General features: G+C 45.5%; 11 protein-coding genes. 9 read left to right on the top strand and 2 right to left on the bottom strand.

Annotation, left to right across the window (positions count from 1 at the left end):
- Window positions 1-6,452: 6,452 nt before the first annotated feature.
- From LN995_RS20070 to LN995_RS20080, 3 genes are all read left to right on the top strand, one after another.
- Window positions 6,453-7,874 (top strand): TlpA family protein disulfide reductase, encoded by a 1,422-nt coding sequence (locus LN995_RS20070; RefSeq protein WP_229962878.1) that lies wholly within the window; start codon window positions 6,453-6,455, stop codon window positions 7,872-7,874.
- Window positions 7,875-7,977: 103 nt separating this feature from the next.
- Window positions 7,978-8,745, top strand: coding sequence for a gliding motility-associated C-terminal domain-containing protein (locus LN995_RS20075; RefSeq protein WP_229962879.1), 768 nt, complete (start codon window positions 7,978-7,980; stop codon window positions 8,743-8,745).
- Window positions 8,746-8,758: 13 nt separating this feature from the next.
- The gene (locus LN995_RS20080; RefSeq protein ID WP_229962880.1) at window positions 8,759-9,739 is read left to right on the top strand and encodes a PorP/SprF family type IX secretion system membrane protein; all 981 of its coding nucleotides are present in this window, start codon (window positions 8,759-8,761) and stop codon (window positions 9,737-9,739) included.
- A 256-nt stretch (window positions 9,740-9,995) separates the two neighbouring features.
- Here the strand turns inward: LN995_RS20080 and LN995_RS20085 are convergent, their stop codons facing one another.
- Both LN995_RS20085 and LN995_RS20090 read right to left on the bottom strand, forming a co-directional pair.
- Window positions 9,996-10,499 carry a hypothetical protein gene (locus LN995_RS20085; protein ID WP_229962881.1) on the bottom strand — a complete coding sequence of 168 codons (504 nt, stop codon included), beginning with the start codon at window positions 10,497-10,499 and terminating at the stop codon, window positions 9,996-9,998.
- Between the two features lie 62 nt (window positions 10,500-10,561).
- The gene (locus tag LN995_RS20090; RefSeq protein ID WP_229962882.1) at window positions 10,562-10,996 is read right to left on the bottom strand and encodes an OsmC family protein; all 435 of its coding nucleotides are present in this window, start codon (window positions 10,994-10,996) and stop codon (window positions 10,562-10,564) included.
- Window positions 10,997-11,238: 242 nt separating this feature from the next.
- Between LN995_RS20090 and LN995_RS20095 the strand changes: the two genes are divergently transcribed.
- The 6 genes from LN995_RS20095 to lon all read left to right on the top strand — a co-directional run bounded on the left by LN995_RS20095 (window position 11,239) and on the right by lon (window position 20,331).
- Entirely contained in the window at window positions 11,239-12,738 is a 1,500-nt protein-coding gene (locus LN995_RS20095; protein WP_229962883.1) for a GH3 auxin-responsive promoter family protein, read from the top strand.
- Window positions 12,739-13,001: 263 nt separating this feature from the next.
- Window positions 13,002-14,153, top strand: a complete 1,152-nt coding sequence (locus tag LN995_RS20100; RefSeq protein WP_229962884.1) for a 1-deoxy-D-xylulose-5-phosphate reductoisomerase — start codon at window positions 13,002-13,004, stop codon at window positions 14,151-14,153.
- A gap of 73 nt (window positions 14,154-14,226) precedes the next feature.
- A complete protein-coding gene (rseP, locus tag LN995_RS20105) occupies window positions 14,227-15,540 on the top strand; it encodes an RIP metalloprotease RseP (RefSeq protein ID WP_229962885.1) in 1,314 nt (437 codons plus the stop codon).
- A gap of 29 nt (window positions 15,541-15,569) precedes the next feature.
- Window positions 15,570-16,676 carry a LysM peptidoglycan-binding domain-containing protein gene (locus LN995_RS20110; protein ID WP_229962886.1) on the top strand — a complete coding sequence of 369 codons (1,107 nt, stop codon included), beginning with the start codon at window positions 15,570-15,572 and terminating at the stop codon, window positions 16,674-16,676.
- A gap of 3 nt (window positions 16,677-16,679) precedes the next feature.
- The gene (locus LN995_RS20115; RefSeq protein ID WP_229962887.1) at window positions 16,680-17,192 is read left to right on the top strand and encodes a DUF6702 family protein; all 513 of its coding nucleotides are present in this window, start codon (window positions 16,680-16,682) and stop codon (window positions 17,190-17,192) included.
- A 655-nt stretch (window positions 17,193-17,847) separates the two neighbouring features.
- Window positions 17,848-20,331, top strand: coding sequence for an endopeptidase La (lon, locus tag LN995_RS20120; protein WP_229962888.1), 2,484 nt, complete (start codon window positions 17,848-17,850; stop codon window positions 20,329-20,331).
- Window positions 20,332-20,339: the final 8 nt, after the last annotated feature.

A 20,339-nucleotide genomic window follows, 5' to 3' on the forward strand; every position in this document is an offset into this window, starting at 1 on the left:
CCTATGCTGAGAGCGAGGCTGGTTTAGTAGGTTATGGAGATGAGGTGATTTTTAGAATGCCAAGCCGCCCAAGCCTGACAACCAGAGCAGTTTTTCCTATTGGTAACAAAACAGCTACCAGTGGGGGGAACATTTATGACGATGGCAGGGCTAGTATTGAGGCCAGCGGCATAATCTGGAGCACGGACAGGAATTTTGTACCTACTCTCTCCACACCAAATAAAACTACTCAGGCTAGTGCAAGCGATTTTACCAGCGAACTCACTGGGCTAGTGCCGGAGACTACCTATTATGTATGGGCTTATGCGACTAACATTGCCGGCACCAGCTATGGTCAGCAGGTTAGCTTTACTACTAACCTAGCCGGGCTTGCCACCATTGAGACCACCGAGGCAAGTGATGTTACCAGCACCAGTGCAGTTAGCGGGGGTACCATTACTGATGAGGGAGGTGTACAAGTTAGTACCCGCGGAGTAATATGGAGCAAGGTTAAAAATTTTAATCCTGATACAGATTCGATTGCGGGGAAAACAGTACAGAGCGGTTCAGCAGCAGGTACTTTTGTGAGCAGCCTGAATGGGCTGGAGCGAGGTACTACTTACTATATTAGGGCTTATGTTGTCAACAGTGTAGGTACTGCTTATGGTGATGAGAAGAGCTTTACGACGCAGGACGTTCCTACAGTCCTTACACTAACTCTCTCCGACACAACCACCACCACGGCTCAGGGCGGTGGAGACATTACGGAAGACGGGCGGGCACCACTCATGAACTATGGATTAGTGTGGAGCACTTTGCCAGAGCCACATACTGGCCTTAGTACCAGAACAATTTACAATGGAGGTGCCAAAGGTACCTTTAGTAGTACAATGACTGGCCTTAAGCCGGGAACACTGTACTATGTGCGGGCTTATGTTAGCAATACAGTAGGGCAGGCTTATGGTCAGGATATCCAGTTCACTACCCCGCCAGATGTGCCTATGCTTACGACGTCGGTGATTTTCCCTTCTTCCAAAACCTCGGCTGAGGGTGGTGGCAATATTACTGACGATAGGGGGGCACCAGTTATAACTCGAGGTGTCGTGTGGAGTACTGATCCAAATTTTGACCCTGATACAGTTGTAGTAAACAGAACTCTGGACGGTAGAGGTACAGGTTCGTTCACCAGTAACTTAGATGGATTAGAGGAGCGCATTACGTATTATATCCGGGCATACGCTATTAACGAAGCCGGTACAGGATATGGCGATATCGTGGCTTTCTCTATGTTTGCAACTTCACCCGAACTGATTACGCAACATGAGTTTACTGACATAACAGGCAACACGGCCATTGGTGGGGGCGAGGTAACGCGCGATGGGGGCTCTCCGGTAAATACTTGGGGATTGGTATGGAGCACAATTGACGCTAATCCTGTAATTGGTCTTCATCCGCACACTACTATTAAGAATTCGAACATAGTGGGCTTTGAAGGAACGTTTACCAGCCAGATGACAGGATTGCAACCTAATACGAAATACTATGTACGGGCTTATGCTATCAACGGCGTAGGTGTGGCCTATGGTTTGACCGAAACAATAGAAACGGCCACTGTGCCAACCCTTACTGCCACTGGCCCTGCGCTGGTGGTGCGGGCTACCTCAGCCTCTATTCAGGGGGAAGTTACTGATGATGGCAGAATGCCTATCCTGGCCCGGGGCTTAATCTGGAGTATTTACGATGATCTGACCACAGCAGGATCCAATAAAGTAGAAGAGGAGCTTACAGACAGTACCGGCACTGGTGTTTCCACCTTTAGTGCAACAATGGAGGGTTTAGAGCCTGACAAGACATATTATGTGTGGGCATATGCACGAAACGGTGTGGGGACCACTTATGCTACAAGATTACAAATCAAAACGCTTCAGATAATGCCGCCAACAGTGTATACTGACACTATAACGGCTGTGGAAGGAACCTGGGCCGAAGCAGGAGGAGAAGTGACCGATGATGGTGGTAGCACAGTTACAGCCCGTGGCCTTGTTTGGAGCACAACGCGTACCCCACTGCTCTCGGAGGCAGGTAGTAGCAATCATGTTGCAAGCGGTTCAGGTACAGGTGTGTTTGCGGCTCGTATGCCAGGGCTGCAGCCGAATACGACATATTACTTCCGGGCCTATGCCATTAACACCAAAGGCACCAGCTATGGGCAGCTTGACAGTGTAACTACGCTGGCCATAGCGCCAACGGTGAGTATAGTTACTGTGTCTGATATACTGATGACATCAGCCAGCGCTTTGGCTAGTGTAACAGCAAATGGAGGTGAACCGGTAGAAGAACGAGGTTTTGTCTGGAACACTACAGGGGCAGAACCAACACCAGCGGACAGCACTTTGAATATGCTTGGGGCAGGCCCGGAAATCAATGGAAAGCTGGAGGAACTGCTGCCAGACAGTACCTACTATGTCTGGGCATACGCCCAGAATAAGGTAGGTACAGGGTATAGTGCTACTCCTACTATTTTTACTACACCGACTCTGCCGACAGTGCTAACAATTAAGCCGGCGGTGAGTACCATTACACGTAACTCGGCCAAAGTGAGCGGAGATGTGAGAAGCAACGGTGGTTTGTCTATCCAGGCACGAGGTATTGTATGGAGTACCGATTCAATATTCGATCCGACAAGAGTTATGCTTGATACGGTTAGTACCAAAACAGAAGAGGTAATTGTTAGCGGTACTGGTTTTGGTACCTTTACCCGTGATGTAACAGGTCTTACGGAAGGTGTAACCTACTATGTTTGGGCGTATGCGACCAACGGAGTCGGCACGGGCTACGGTGCAAGAGAAGAATTTACTACGCTTACCGTGCCAACCCTTACCACGACGGTACCTTTATATGATAGCCTGACCAATACGGCTGCGAGTGGAGGAGAGATTACAAAAGATGGTGGCAAGCCGGTGACGGTACGTGGTATTGTATGGAGCACGACAGAGCGTAACCCGACAACGGAACTTGCGACAAAAACAAGTAACGGTAGTGGTACAGGAGCTTTTACAGCTAACATGACCGATCTGACTCCAGGGACAACTTACTATGTGAGAGCATATGCCACGAACAGCATTGGTACGGGCTATGGCAATCTGGATAGTCTTACAACCCCGGTAGTGGTGCCTACTTTGAGTAAAGTGGTTGTGAGTGACATGCAAAAGCCTACAGCAAAAGGGACAGCTGAAATTCTCGAAGATGGGGGGGGGGCTATAGAAGCGCACGGGTTAGTGTGGAACACCACAGGTGCAGCGCCTGACTTAGCAATGGATCATGTAGTCCCAGCCGATTCTGTTATCAGTTTAGGTATGTTCAGTGGTATGTTGGATGGATTAGAGGAAGGGCCTACTTATTATGTATGGGCCTATGCTACGNNNGTTAGTGTGGAACACCACAGGTGCAGCGCCTGACTTAGCAATGGATCATGTAGTCCCAGCCGATTCTGTTATCAGTTTAGGTATGTTCAGTGGTATGTTGGATGGATTAGAGGAAGGGCCTACTTATTATGTATGGGCCTATGCTACGAATAGTGCGGGTACAGCATTTAGCCCAGTAGAGTCCTTCATCTTCTGTCCTTCAGAAATTAGTGTCATCCACACGGCAGGGGCTGTTGCGCCTGTAAGCAAGGAGGTGACCTACAAGGTGGTAGGTAGTAAGATCACGGGGCAGGCGGCGTGCTGGCTGGGTCAGAACCTGGGAGCTGACGTGCAGGCGACGGCTGTGGGCACGAACTCAGAGTCGGCGGCTGGCTGGTACTGGCAGTTCAACAGGGCGCAGGGCTACAAGCACGACGGCAGTACTAGAACGCCGTCGAACGCGTGGACGGCGAGCATCTCGGAGAACAGCGACTGGCTTCCCGCCAATGACCCATGCGGCTTGCTGCTTGGCTCGGGCTGGCGCCTTCCGACATCGGCGGAGTGGGTGGCTGCCGATGCTCCCCCTCAGAACTGGTACACGGCCAACCACGCCTTCGGCTCAGAGCTGAAGCTGCACCTGGCCGGCTTCATCACCACGGGGGGAGGGCTTTCGAGCCGGGGCAGCGTTGGCTACTACTGGAGCAGCACGCAGAGCAGCAGCGGGAACGGCTCGTCGCTGTTCTTTCAGAATTACAACGCCAGCAACTACAGTTACGTTCGGGATGCGTCGAAGGCGAACGCCTTCTCGGTTCGCTGTCTCCGGGACAAGATCGTGAAGGGCAAGCCGACGGTTAGCGGCGTGACGGTTAGCGAGCAGACGACAGTGTCAGCGAAGGGCACGGCGACGGTCGCCCTGGACGGAGGAGACCCGGTGACCGAGCGCGGGCTGGTGTGGAACACTACGGGTGAAGTTCCTGATCTGGCGACGGACCATGTTGTTCCTGCTGACACGCTTACCGGTTTAGGTTCTTTTACTAACAGTCTGACAGGCCTGGGAGAAGGGCAAACCTACTATGTTTGGGCGGATGCGACCAACAGCCTTGGCCCGGGCCTGAGCCCTGAGCCGAGCAGCTTCATCCTTTGCCCGACGGAGATTAGTGTTATCCACACGGCAGGGGCTGTTGCGCCTGTAAGCAAGGAGGTGGCCTACAAGGTGGTGAGCAGCAGCATCACGGGCCAGGCGGCGTGCTGGCTGGGTCAGAACCTGGGAGCTGACGTGCAGGCGACGGCTGTGGGCACGAACTCAGAGTCGGCGGCTGGCTGGTACTGGCAGTTCAACAGGGCGCAGGGCTACAAGCACGACGGCACGACGCTGACGCCATCGAACGCGTGGACGCCGTGGACGACGAGCATCTCGGAGGACAGCGACTGGAAAGCAGAGAACGACCCATGCGGCTTGCTGCTTGGCTCGGGCTGGCGCCTTCCGACATCGGCGGAGTGGACTGCGGCGGACGCACCTCCTCAGAACTGGTACACGGCCAACCACGCCTTCGGCTCGGAGCTGAAGCTGCACCTGGCCGGGCACATAAACACCTCTGGAGCTCTTTCGAGCCGGGGCAGCCTTGGCTACTACTGGAGCAGCACGCAGTACAGCAGCGGGAACGGGTACGCGCTGTTCTTTCAGAACTACAACACCAGCAACTACAGCTACATGAACAACTACGGCAAGGCCAATGCCTTCTCGGTTCGCTGTCTCCGGGACAAGATCGTGAAGGGCAAGCCGACGGTTAGCGGCGTGACGGTTAGCGAGCAGACGACAGTGTCAGCGAAGGGCACGGCGACGGTCGCCCTGGACGGAGGAGACCCGGTGACCGAGCGCGGGCTGGTGTGGAACACTACGGGTGAAGTTCCTGATCTGGCGACGGACCATGTTGTTCCTGCTGACACGCTTACCGGTTTAGGTTCTTTTACTAACAGTCTGACAGGCCTGGGAGAAGGGCAAACCTACTATGTTTGGGCGTATGCGACCAACAGCCTTGGCACGGGCCTGAGCCCTGAGCCGAGCAGCTTCATCCTTTGCCCGACGGAGATTAGTGTTATCCACACGGCAGGGGCTGTTGCGCCTGTAAGCAAGGAGGTGGCCTACAAGGTGGTGAGCAGCAGCATCACGGGCCAGGCGGCGTGCTGGCTGGGTCAGAACCTGGGAGCTGACGTGCAGGCGACGGCTGTGGGCACGAACTCAGAGTCGGCGGCTGGCTGGTACTGGCAGTTCAACAGGGCGCAGGGCTACAAGCACGACGGCACGACGCTGACGCCATCGAACGCGTGGACGCCGTGGACGACGAGCATCTCGGAGGACAGCGACTGGAAAGCAGAGAACGACCCATGCGGCTTGCTGCTTGGCTCGGGCTGGCGCCTTCCGACATCGGCGGAGTGGACTGCGGCGGACGCACCTCCTCAGAACTGGTACACGGCCAACCACGCCTTCGGCTCGGAGCTGAAGCTGCACCTGGCCGGGCACATAAACACCTCCGGAGCTCTTTCGGGTCGGGGCAGCGTTGGCTACTACTGGAGNATTAAATAAGTTATAGGAACAGAATTGTTGGTTTGAGTGAAGTGAGATGTAAATATTTTAACACAAAGACAGGAGCTAAGTTATGACTGGCACAGGCTGATTTAGCTCCTGTTAAAAATGCTGGCATATTAGAATAATGTTGTGTTACATGATCGGTTATGTTTATGGTAATACAACATTATAAAACAATTCAGGATCAAGAAGCAAAAAAACAGATACATGTATTCATCGGGAGCGAGAGTAATTAGCTAATAGTGACGATAGTGTTCAGTTTTGTACAGGTGCAAGTACAACTGCTAAAAAGATATAACCACAGTCTGCTCAGGTTACTTAGTAGCATAATTGGTAGGTTCTTGAAAAAAGGCAGAAAACCATATATCCGATTTCAAAATAAATATTTATCAGATTATTTTTTTATAAATGGTATTTTATAATGAACTTTGGGCGATTCAGGTTGTTGTAAAGACTTGAAAATGTAATAGTTTTACCTTTCTATGAATTTTAAAATTCTTATTGCCGCTCTCTCTATGCTGGTGGTTCATGTGCAGGTGGCAGCTCAGGAAGTAAGCCTTAATATCCATCTGCGTGGTGTGTATACCAGTAAAGTAAGCTTACAAACAGTTGAAGGTGGTAGCATTAAAACCATTGCTGAAAATCCGGTAATCAGAAAAGGCGAAATCGGAACACTGAAAGTTTCGAAAGAGCAGCTGCCGGCTGCATTCGTGCTGCGGTTTGACTATAAAGAAAAAGAAAACAGCGATCCTTATCCTTCTGAAAGGCAAATTTTTATCAATAGTCAGGATATTGATATGTGGGTGAATCCTCTGTATGTAAATAACCCAGACAGCACCTGGTTTCAGAAAGGTGAAAAAGAAAATGCGTTGTTTGCGCAGTTCAGCAAAGAAAACACCAGGAAGAAAGAAAAGCTAGGCTTGCTGCAGAACTTCCTGATGGGTTATGATCAGCCGCAATCAGCTTTTTACCAAAGTGGTGTGGAGGAATATGAAAAAAGGCGACGCGATTATAATGCCTGGGTTATCGCACAGGCAAAGCAGTACCAGGATGTATTTGCAAGCCATGCTTTTATATTCCAGTACTTGCCGCAAATAGCGTGGAAAGGAACTGAAGCAGAGCGCCTGCAAAGCTTGATTGCGTCATATTTTGAGGGGATGGACTTTAAAGACCCTGTTCTGGCGAAAACTACTGATTTGAAAGACTGGATGAATCAGTATGTAAACATCTATGGTTCAATGGCTACTACAGAGGCACTACGCGATTCGCTTTTTACCTTAGCTGGCCAGCGAGCCATCGAGAAAGCCCGTATGGGGCACCCTGTTGTATATGGCTGGATGGTAGATTACTTTTATAATGGCTATGAAAGCTTTAATATAACACCAGGTATAAAGATGCTGGAGCCGTATCTGAACGACCCTCGCTGCCTTACCTCTAAAAGACTTGCGATTGAAAAAAGACTTAAAGGCATTGAAACACTGGTGCCTGGTGCTGTCTCTCCAGATTTTATGCTGAAAGATGAGGCAGGGAAATCTCTTGCTTTCCATAAGTATAAGACGAGTGCCCGCTACAAATTATTGCTCTTCTGGTCGGCCAGTTGCCACCATTGTACAGAGTTAGTAAGTAAGCTTCACCCTTGGCAGCAGCAGACAAAGAACAAAGAGTTAGCCGATGTTCTGGCTATAAGCCTTGATGAAACCGAAACTGAGATTCCGGTGTGGGAAAAGGCAAAGAGAAATTTGCCTGGCTGGAAACACAGTAGGGCCGAGGGCGGCATTAATAGCCCTGAAGCAAGCGCCTACTACGTACTATCTACCCCTACTATGGTTTTGGTGGATGCTAAGACAAATAAAATTGTGGCGCTACCTGCAACAATTGATCAGCTTAATGCTGCAATGGATTAAGTTTAATACAATTAAAGATTTAGATATAGTTATATTTTTATATTTTTGATATCACTGTTGCAAAGTGATAAATAGTGCCCATGATAATCTTAAAAAAAGATTAATGAAAAAGTCATTCATTGTTCTGCTAAGTGTATTTCTCCTGTTACCAGTCGCTTGTTTGCGAGCACAGCTGAAAGCTGAAACGGCAGGAGTTTATATTAAAGGCGGTACACCCTTTAGCACAGATGGATTAGTTATGATACCCTCGGCTGATTTCTTCTTCAACAATTTGGCTATACAGAAAGAGGTGAAGTCGGTGATGTGGCCACAATACAATAGTATAGAGCGCTTATATAGGTTTAGCGTGCCTGTGTCTTATAATGGTTTGATGGGTCTAACTTACCTCGATGAAGAACTGAACGGAAATAACACAGATGCCTTAGCATTAGTCTATACAGCAACTGTTGGTAGTAAAAACTATAAGGATTACACTGTTACCACCGGAAGTTCAAATTTTACAAGAGGCTATTTGGAGTATTCGTTTAGCAAAGCAACAAGCTTGTCTGATGTAACTGCTGTAACTCCGGATGTTATTGTGTCCCCTTTCACTGAGTTGCAACCAACTAATATTTTATCTCCCAACGGTGACGGTGTTAATGACGAGTGGCTCATCAATCAAATTGAGCACTATCCGAATAACGAGGTGAAAGTGTTTGATCGCTTCGGCAGATTAGTATTCAGTAAGAAAGGTTATAGAAACACATGGGATGGCAGGTTCAACGGAGCCTTGCTACCCGAAGATACTTACTATTATATCCTGGACATCAATTCTGGTGAACATGTAGTGAAAGGTTATATTGGTATAGTGAGAGAGAATAATGGATTGTAAAATAACTTTTCTTATGAAGCGGTATTATTCTGTTGAGATGATGGGAAAAGCAGTGTATAAAAGGGTAGTGGCAGTAAGCTTGGTGCTGGTTGGCTTGCTGTTTTGTATCGGGGAAGCCTCAGCACAATTAATGCCGATGGGAGCCCAGTATTATCATAATCAATATTTGGGTAATCCGGCCTTTGTTGGTACAGACGAGGGGTTAAACCTTTTCCTGAGTCACCGCAATGCATTTACCGGGATGCCTGGAAACCCTGTTTCCCAAGTGTTAACTGTAGCATATCAAAAGGAGCAAGCTGGCTTCGGCTTGACTGCCTCAAACGATAAGTCAGGATTTTTCAAAAGGTCCCGCATAGTTGGTACTTATGCATATCACTTGCCGCTAGACGACGACGAACAGGAACTGCATTTTGGTATCTCCTTAGGCTTCATGAGTGAACAGATTGATAACTCACTTGTGATTGGTACTGTGGATGATGAGCTGGTGGCTCGTTTTAATGAGCGGCAGACTTATGTTGATGGTGACTTCGGAATGGTGTACACTAATGGTAACATAACTCTTCAGGCCGCTATACCCAATCTAAATAAATTTTTAAAGAAGGAAGTATATAGTGCAGTAGACAGGTCTACATTTTTAACAGCTGTTTCTTATAAGGTCCCAGCACACCAGGATGCATTGTTAATTGAGCCTAAGCTGACTTACCGTGGCGTAAAGGGTTTTAATTACTTCTGGGACTTTGGGACCAACGTTCAGTTTGCCAATAACCAGTTTAATGTAATGGCAACGTACCATAGTAACAAAGCTGCTACCTTTGGGCTAGGGCTTACCTACAGAGAAATGTTTATACAAGGGCTGTACACCTATCAGTTGGCAGAAGCACAACCATATGTGAACGGTAACTTCGAAATTAACCTAAGTGTATCATTATTTAAAAATAAAAAAGTAATAGTGGAAGAAACTATTGAAGAGCAAGATGAAAGTACTGACTATTAGCTGGTTTAGGTTGTGCATTCAAGTTTTCCGGTGTGCACCAATAGGAAGGCAGTATAAGCTCTTGTTTCAAAAAATGTTTGCTATATATTCTCTCTGCTTTGTAGCTCAGTTTTATAGACTCTATTACTAATGTTGTAGGACACTCAAAACCAACAGAAGTTGCTTTGAGTTTGCATTGGAGGCAATTATAAAACAGCGGAGCCTGTACTAACTAGTACAGGCTCCGCTGTTTTATAATTGCCTCCAATGTTTATGTTTATTGCCCACTGGTTTCAGTTACCTGGAAGTTATGCGTTTCTGCCAGCTCCCGTATTTTATTTTTCAACCTTTCAAGGTCACGTTTTTTTCTCACCTGCTTCAGGTCTAAGAAAATTTTATTGCCAGAGTGTTCTACAATGCGCAGAGCCAGCCTTGAAATGTGCATTGTCTCTATGTCGGGAATAGACGTAATACGCTTAGCCCGGAAAACTCCCTGTTTCTGCACAATGTACTGTGGCGTTACCTCTATATATGACTGTATTCCGAATATAGAAGTATTTTGCAGGATCACATAAATAAGAAAAGCCAGAGCCAGACCAAAAAAGATATAGTACAGGTAGTTCTGGTCATTGCTGGGGGCCTGGTTAACCAGAAGCAATACAGCCCAGGTGAGCCAGAAAAGTATTAGCACCAACTGCACTGTAAAAGAAAGTTTTGCTTTGCGCGAGGGGCTAATTTGTACTAATAATGTAGATCTTGCACTACTACCAGTCGCTGCCATAAAGGTTTTATGTGGTGAAACAAAAGAGTCTATCAGTATAGACTCTTCGCAATATAAGTATTTTATTCCTGAAGTGTAGCCTGTACGGTGATCTCAGGTACTGAAGCGAGTGCTTTTGATACAGGGCAATTGGCTTTGGCCTGTGCCACTAAACGCTGAAAATCATCATTTTGAAGGCCGGGCACTTTTGCCTCAGTGGTAAGTTCTATTTTAGTGATAAGGGGGCCTCCATCTTGTTCTCCTAAATGAACACTTGCTTGGGTCTGTACATAATCAGGTGTTAAATTCTCGTTGCCAAGTAAAGCACTTAGGAACATAGAGAAACAACCGGCATGTGCAGCACCTATCAATTCTTCTGGTGTAGTACCTTTTGTGTCGTCGCCAAAGCGTGAGGCAAAGCTGTAGCTGGCTTTAAGGGCGCCACTACCAGTGCTTAACTGGCCTGAACCTTCTTTCAGGCTTTTTTCCCATCTTGCTTCTGCTCTGTGTTTTTTCATCGGTTTAAGTTTTTTGTTTTAGATATGCTTATAAATGTTCCTTAGTTTAACGTTTAGCTTGGTTGGTGGTTTACTTTCATACTAAAGCTAATGAATTCATCTGACATTCTTATAACAGATCAAATGATCATTAATTCTTAAACACACAGGTTGTTAATTTGTTGATTCTATACATCAATCGTAAGGTTTCTATGGTTTCAAGATGAATCTATATATCTTTACCAGATACAAAATAGAATACTATGGGTGTAAAAGCATGGTTGAGCAAACCCTTGGCAGCTTATATGCACAAGAAGAATCAACGTTGGATAGAAAGTCCGGTAGAAGCGCAGGAAGCAATTTTTAAAAGCCTGATTGAAAAAGCTCAACAAACTTCTTTTGGTCGTGATCATAGTTTCTCAAAAATAAAAACACACGCTGATTTTGTAGATGCAGTGCCCGTGCGGGATTATGAAGGGTTAAAAGACTATTTTAACCGGGTAAAAGAAGGAGACAGAGATGTGCTCTGGCCTGGAAAGCCTTTATATCTGGCGAAAACATCTGGTACTACATCAGGCACAAAGTATATTCCTATCACACAAGATTCTATTTCAAACCATATTAATTCTGCCCGTGATGCCTTGCTCACTTATATTTATGAGACTGGCAAATCGCAGTTTCTGGATGGTAAATTGATTTTTTTGTCAGGAAGCCCGGTATTGGAGGACTTTAATGGCATTAAGACAGGCCGCCTGTCTGGTATTTCTAACCACCACGTGCCAGCTTATTTGCGTACCAACCAATTGCCCAGTTATGAAACTAACTGTATAGAAGACTGGGAAACAAAGCTGGATCAGATTATAGAAGAAACCATTGACCAGGACATGACCCTGATATCGGGCATACCGCCCTGGGTACAGATGTACTTCGATAAACTGATGCAACAGACGGGAAAACAAATAAAAGACGTCTTTCCTAACTTCTCTCTGTTTGTATATGGAGGCGTTAATTTTGAGCCGTACCGGCCCAAGCTATTCGAGTCTATTGGGCAAGAGGTGGACTCTATTGAGACTTTTCCTGCCTCCGAAGGTTTTTTTGCTTACCAGAACAGGCAAAATGACAAGAGCCTCCTGTTGCTGCTTAACTCAGGTATTTTCTTTGAGTTTATACCTGCGGAAGAATACTTTAACGACAATCCTACACGCCTTACTATTGCGCAGGTAGAGCCAAATGTGAACTATGCCCTGGTTGTCAGCAGCAATGCCGGCCTGTGGAGCTATTCTATAGGGGACACGGTTAAATTCACCTCTGTTAACCCTTACAAAGTAGTAGTAAGCGGACGCATCAAGCATTTTATTTCTGCATTTGGTGAGCATGTAATAGGTGAGGAAGTGGAGAAAGCGATGCAACGAACTATAAATAAGTTTCCGGCAGTGGAGTTGGTAGAGTTTACTGTAGCACCGTTTGTGAGTAAGGATAAGGGAAAATCTTACCATGAGTGGCTGGTGGAGTTTTCTAATCCGCCAGGTAACCTTGAGATATTTGAAGAGGAGCTGAATGCGCAGTTACAAAAGCTTAACTCTTATTATAACGACCTTATCACAGGAAATATATTATCAAAACTTAAAATCCGGCCTTTACCACTCGGTTCTTTCCGAAGTTATATGAAATCGCAAGGGAAGTTAGGTGGGCAGAACAAGGTGCCTCGCCTGAGCAATGACAGGAACCTTGCGGATGGACTTTTGTCGGTTAAGACTTCGTAATTCCGGGCTTCTGGTTCTGGATAGAATGTGACAATCAACTTCTGGTTTATTCAAAGGTTTAGAGTTGCCAGAAAGGAAGCAAGAGAAACAGCGTAATGTCTAAAGCTATTTATTGCAGGATGTTGTTTAGCTGGAGTTAATACATTTTGGGAATATATTCTGATTATCAGGAACTATAAAAATATTAAATAGTATCGTTTCTAACGAGTCAGGGAAAGAGTAGTGCTTACTCAGCCCCTGGAGTTTGTAATTCATAACTTATAATGAAGAGAATTGCCATACTTGGCTCCACCGGCTCCATTGGCACACAAGCCCTGGAAGTTATTAAAGCCAACCCAGACACTTTTGAACTGGAAGTAATTACCGCTAACAGTAATGCCGATTTACTTATTGCACAGGCTCTTGCTTTTAAGCCCAATGTGGTAGTTATTGCTAATGAGGCTTATTATGAGAAGGTGCGGGACGCCCTGCAGCAGCAGGATATAAAAGTTTATGCAGGGGCAAATGCATTGTGTTCGGTAGTGGAGATAGGTACCGTGGATATGGTGCTTACAGCTATGGTAGGCTATGCAGGATTGTTGCCGACCATACGCGCTATAAAAGCTGGCAAACAAATTGCTTTGGCAAACAAAGAAACACTGGTAGTGGCAGGGCAGTTAGTCACAGAGCTAGCCCGAAAACATGGTGTTAACATTTATCCGGTTGATTCGGAGCATAGCGCAATATTCCAGTGCCTGGCAGGAGAATTTCACAATCCGATAGAGAAAATCATATTAACAGCTTCTGGAGGGCCGTTTAAAGGACGTGCCGTGGAGGAGCTTCGGCTAGTCACAAAGGCACAGGCCCTAAAGCATCCGAACTGGGACATGGGAGCTAAAATAACCATAGACTCGGCCTCTCTGATGAATAAAGGTTTAGAGGTAATAGAGGCAAAGTGGTTATTCGGGTTAAAGAACGAGCAGATAGAAGTTGTGGTACATCCGCAGTCTATCATTCATTCGCTGGTTCAGTTTGAGGATGGTTCTATTAAGGCCCAGTTGGGATTGCCGGATATGAAGCTGCCGATACAGTATGCTTTAGGGTATCCGCAGCGCCTGAAGTCAGACTTCCCGAGGTTTAACTTTATGGACTATCCGCAGTTGACTTTTGAACAGCCAGATGTAGCTACTTTCCGTAATCTGCAGTTAGCCTATGACGCTATGGGGCAGGGTGGAAATATGCCTTGTATTCTGAATGCAGCTAACGAAGTGGCAGTGAGTGCCTTTCTTCAGGATGAGGTAGGGTTCCTACAGATGTCAGATATGATTGAAAGCTGTATGGCAAAAGTTGCGTATATTGCGAATCCTTCTTACGAAGACTATGTTGATACGGACAGAGAGGCTCGTGTGCGAACGCTTGAACTGGTAAAGAAATAAGAAAAGGTGCCGCTGCTGCTAAGTGCTACTGCTGCAGCATGTGCCTGTTATAAGGTTAAACTTAATTATTTAGATGGATATATTAATAATGGTAGGCCAGCTTATCCTTGGTCTTACAATATTGGTGGGGCTGCATGAGCTGGGGCACATGCTAACTGCTAAAATGTTCGGAATGCGTGTTGAAAAGTATGCTATTGGCTTCCCTCCAAAATTATTCGGCAAAAAAATAGGGGAAACAGAGTATATGATAGGGCTGATTCCGCTGGGAGGATTCGTGAAAATCTCTGGTATGGTGGACGAGTCTATGGACACAGAAGCTTTAAAAGAAGAACCCAAGCCGTGGGAGTTCCGTGCCAAGCCAGCCTGGCAGCGCCTGATTGTAATGATGGGTGGTATTATTGTGAACGTGATCACAGGTATTATTATTTACATTATACTTACTTTTAACTATGGAGAGAGTTATCTGCCGGCCAGTGAAGCAAGATATGGCATAGTGCCCAATGAAATTGGCCAGGAAATAGGCTTTCAGAAAGGTGACAAGATTGTAGCTGTAAATGGTCAGGAACTGGAGAAGTTTGAGGATGTATACTCTATGGATATGCTGCTGGGCCGCAATTCTTACTACACAGTAGAACGTAATGGCGAGCAGGTAAAAATTCCGGTGCCTGCTAACCTGATGGACCGCCTGTCAAACAAAGAAGAGCGAATGTTCTTTGTACAGCCACGGCAGACTTTCCAGATAGGTGAGGTAGTACCAGCTAGCAATGCTGCTAAAGCCGGTTTACAGGCAGGAGATTATATTCTGACAGTTAATGGTAAAGAGACACAGTTTTTCGATGTCTTTCAGGAGGAAGTTCGTGCTAATGCAGGTAAGCAGGTGGTGTTGCAAATAGAGCGCAACGGAAAGCCAATCAAGCTAAAGGCGCAGGTAGAAGAAGATGGTACCTTAGGTTTCCATGCAAAACCTATGTTAAATTATGCTACCCGTGAGTATAGCTTAGGCGAGTCAGTGCCGTTGGGAACGGAGCAGGCGTTTGGTGTTATTACAGCTAATATAAAAGGCTTTGGTAAAATTTTCCGTGGTGAGGCAGACCCTACCAAGTCTATTGGTGGGCCAATTAAAATAGCCCAGGTTTATGGCGGTAGTTTCGATTGGTATAAGTTCTGGTCATTAACAGCCATGTTATCCATGGTGCTGGCTTTTATGAACTTTCTGCCAATACCAGCGCTGGATGGCGGACACGTCATGTTCTTAACCTACGAGATGATCAGTGGTCGTAAACCTTCTGATAGTTTCCTGGAGAATGCACAGAAAGTAGGAATGGTAATTTTGTTATGTATAATGGGTTTTGCTATCTTTAATGATGTGTTCCAGACTATCTTCTAACAAGAGTAGTATGTGTTATGAAAGCCATCGTGAAGTTTGCATTACCTTTTTTTGTTTTCCTTTTAGTTTTTACAATACCCAAGACCAATGCCTCCCCGGCAGATTGGTTAGTTAAAATAAACCACATAGATGCTGTTACTTTATCAGACAGTATCTATGTGGTACAACAAGGTGATACTTATTATAGCCTGTCCCACCAGTTTAATGTTCCGATAGATTCTCTGCAGAAATGGAATGGAAAGCAATTGCTGATAGGGCAGGAGCTGAGTTTAGTACGGCCTGTTGAGAATGTAACTATCACGGTTTCAAAAGCTGAAGCTTCTGCTGTACCTGTATCGAAACCTGCTACTACTTCAAAAGCTTCTGTGGCTTCGCAGAATGCGGAGAGCACATCTGCTTATGCTGCAGATGTACCAACAACCATTGAGGCCAAAACAAAACAGCGTATCCTGGTTATTCCTTTCGATCCTTACCTGTATTTTTCTGATGCAGATTATGAGATAGCCCGGCAGTCTAAAATACCGCGCCAAAACGTACGCCATGTTTTCCGTGGCAGGTTAAATGCACTGCTGGCACCCAAAGGATATGAATCTATACACTTGCTGGGAGGGGTGTATCGGGATAGTGTAAGTGAACTAAGCCGGATTTATGAATCTCTGAACTATGGCTACCAGGATAACAAAGAGTCTAAATACAACCACGAGCCGAAGCAGGAGGCAAAAGAAACCGGTGCAGCATTAAAATGGGTGGAGCGGCAGAAAGAAAAGCTTGGTATTAAAGATAAACCTAAAGAAGTACCCGTTGCGCAGGATGAAACAAAGCATTTTGGAGTAGAAGTAAAAGACCCTGAATTCTTTGGTTACTTTAATGATCAGTATGGCATAGACTATTATGTTTTCATTAATCAATTTGAGGTGAAAACAGTTTATGAACATTGCTTAGACAGAGCTGCACAGAACTATGAGCGCAATTTTACTGTTCATTATTCGATTTACAACAGTAAAGGCGAGTTAGTGTCGGGTAACAGAGTTAATGTGCCTTATGAGTCTAATATAAACGATGTGCAGCGTATTGTACAAGATAATATGCCTACTGTAGCACAAAAAGTACTCGCTGACTTGCCTGCATCCAAATAAAAAATGAAATCAAAATTCAAAAACCTGCTTTTAATGCTGCTGCTCATTCTAATGAGCTCTTTGGCATACGCTCACGATTACCACACTAGTATTACAGACATTAAGTATAACCCCCGCTCACAGCACCTGGAGGTAGCTGTAAGAGTGTTTACTGATGATTTGGAGGATGCTCTTTCGCGGCACAGTAAAAGTAAAGTTACCTATAGCAGTTCTTCTGATGCAGTACGCCAGCAATTGGAGGATTATCTGCGTGCTAACCTAAGTTTTGAACTTACCAAAGGAAAGCCGCTGAAGTATAATTATCTGGGTTCTGAAGCTGAAACTGATGTTGTCTGGATGTATGTTGAGGTGCCTGTAAGCAGTACTTCATTGCCTCAGCTTTATGTTAAGAACGCTGTGCTGATGGAGGTCTTTCGCGATCAGATGAACATTGTGAACGTTGACTATAAGGGGAAAGTAAACAGCACCTTATTTCAGCAGGGGGAAACCTTTAAAAAGTTTGAGTTTAAAGGTTAAGTTTTACAGATGTTGTATAATAAGTGATTACTGCTAAGTGGTTGTAATACAGCTTAATTAATTATGATAACGTGCTGTTGAAGTAAATAGCATGTACGAAGCAGGGCAGCCTCAGAGGAATTTTTGATTCTTCCTGAGGCTGCCCTGTTTTTTATCAGCTTAAACTTTACCTGTCGTTTCCTTTGATAAGCCTGCTGTTTCTTTACATCGAGCGAGTCTACTCGGTTTGGAGGGTTTCATCTTATATGTTTTCAGACTTTTGTATGGCTGAAAGCTTTTTAGAATCGTTATAGTAGGCAGTTTGCTTGTTTTATTGGAGTTCAGGAGGAGGGGAGTATGGAGGAGCCTTCGCGCAAATAACTGGGGTAACAGGTGCAAACTTTCTGCCCAATGTTCAGAATAATCTCAAGAAAGATTTGGATGGACTTTGTCAGACTCGGGCTGGTCATTTTACCATAGCTTTTGCCTGAAAGTTAGCAGGTATAATTATCAGATATTCTTATTTAAGAATATCGGGCTTGTATTAGTTTCTTTAGCTAAAGTTATGTAAAAGCGACAGATTACCTTTCTTGGCACAAGACTTGACTATATATTTATCAAGCAGAAAAATCGGGGGAAAATATGTTTTTCTGTCATTATGGCACTGATCTAACTTATGAACTATACTTCCAATAACTTTTTACACAACCTTTTGCTAAGCAATATTTCAGATGATGATGGAGATGAATTGATTCCTATCATCACTGTTGATGAAGAAGATAATATTACACAGGAGGAACTGCCTGACGACTTGCCTGTACTAGCAGTACGTAATACAGTATTGTTTCCTGGTGTGGTGTTGCCTATAACTGTCACCCGTAAAAAATCAATAAAATTGGTGCGCAAAGCACATAAAGGTGACAAAATAGTGGGCGTTGTGGCCCAAAAGAACACCAGCAGTGACGACCCTTCCACTGAGGATTTATTTGAAGTGGGGACGGTAGCTAAAATTTTGAAGATGCTGGTGCTGCCGGACGGAAACACCACGATCATTATTCAGGGACAGAGTCGCTTCAAGATCGAACAGATAACCCAGGAAGATCCGTTCCTTTCTGCCAGAGTTACCTTGTGCGAAGAGACGCAGCTAGATAAAAAAAACAAAGAGGTAAAAGCGTTGGTGCAGTCGCTGAAAGATGCGGCTGGCAAAATTCTTAAGCTTAACCCGGAAATACCACAGGAGGCACAGGTTGCCCTTGATAATATCGATAGTCCTAGCTTTTTGACACATTTCCTGTCATCTAACTTAAATGTGGAGGTTGCACAGAAGCAACAGCTTCTGGAGGTAAATGATGGCAAAGAGCGTGGTACAAAGCTCCTGGAGCTTATGCTCCGTGAAATTCAGTTGCTGGAGCTGAAGCAGGAGATTCACTCTAAAGTACATACTGATATTGACCAGCAGCAGCGCGATTTCTTCCTGCGTCAGCAGATAAAAGTGTTGCAGGATGAACTGGGGCAGGAGGGGCCAGATCAGGAAATTGAGCGTTTCAGAGAGCGAGCGCTAAAGAAAAAATGGCCGGAGCAGGTAGCAAAGCATTTTCAGAAAGAGATTGATAAACTGGCACGTCTGAACCCGCAAGCAGCAGAATATCCTGTGGCTGTAAACTACATTGAGTTTCTGCTGGACCTGCCCTGGAACGAGTTTACCAAAGATAACTTCAACCTGAAGCGCACCAAGAAGATTCTGGATGCTGACCATTATGGCTTAGAGAAAGTGAAGGAGCGTATTCTGGAGTACCTGGCGGTGCTGAAGCTGAAGAATGATATGAAAGCGCCTATACTTTGCTTATATGGCCCTCCGGGGGTAGGTAAAACCTCTCTTGGGCGTTCTGTAGCCAATGCATTAGGCCGCAAATATGTCAGGATGTCATTAGGTGGCGTGCGTGACGAGGCAGAAATACGTGGGCACCGCCGAACGTATGTAGGTGCAATGCCAGGTAAAATCATCAATCAGATAAAAAAAGTAGGTTCTTCTAACCCAGTTATCATTCTGGATGAAGTGGATAAAATAGCTTCTGATTTTCGTGGAGACCCATCTTCAGCTTTGCTGGAGGTACTGGACCCGGAGCAGAACAGCACGTTTATGGATAATTACCTGGATGTAGAATATGATCTATCTAAGGTACTGTTCATTGCTACGGCTAACTCCCTGGATACCATTCAGCCAGCGCTGCGCGACCGTATGGAAATCATTGAGCTGACAGGCTATACACTGGAAGAGAAAACAGAAATTGCGAAGCGCCACCTGGTGCCAAAGCAAGTTTCAGAGCATGGTCTGGAGGAAGAAGATGTAAAGATTCCTAAGGCCACTATCCAGAAAGTAATAGAAGATTATACCCGAGAATCAGGTGTTCGTAGCCTGGAACGTAAAATAGGGCAGCTGGTGCGTAACACGGCCAAGCAAAAGGCAATGGAAGAGGAGTATGCCAAAACCATAAAGCCTGAAGATGTTGTAAAACGATTGGGGTCTGAAATTTTTGATAAAGAGATATACCAGGATATAGATACAGCTGGTGTCGTAACAGGCTTGGCCTGGACATCAGTAGGAGGCGATATCCTGTTTATTGAATCAATCTTAAGTAAAGGTAAAGGCAAATTAACATTGTCAGGTCAGTTAGGAGATGTGATGAAAGAGTCTGCTATGACAGCCCTTTCGTATTTAAAAGCACATGCCAGTCTACTTGATATTGATTACCGGATCTTTGACCAGTATGATTTGCACATTCACTTTCCGGAAGGTGCCGTGCCTAAAGATGGCCCATCGGCGGGTATTGCTATTTTTACCTCTATCGCTTCAGTGTATACACAACGCAAAGTTAAATCGCGCCTGGCTATGACAGGAGAAATCACGCTGCGCGGGAAAGTATTACCTGTGGGAGGCATCAAAGAGAAAATACTGGCTGCCAAACGTGCAGGCGTAACGGATGTTATACTTTGCCAGAAAAACAAGAAGGACATCAACGAGATTCCAGAGCATTACATAAAAGGACTTACTATTCATTATGTAGACCGTGTGGACGAGGTGATAAGAATTGCATTGCTGAAAGAGAAAGTGAAGAACCCGTTGGATTTAACAGTAACGGAAGAGGTAAAAGCTTTGTAGTATTAGAG

The sequence above is a fragment of the Pontibacter silvestris genome (assembly GCF_020907275.1).
Lineage (GTDB): Bacteria > Bacteroidota > Bacteroidia > Cytophagales > Hymenobacteraceae > Pontibacter > Pontibacter silvestris.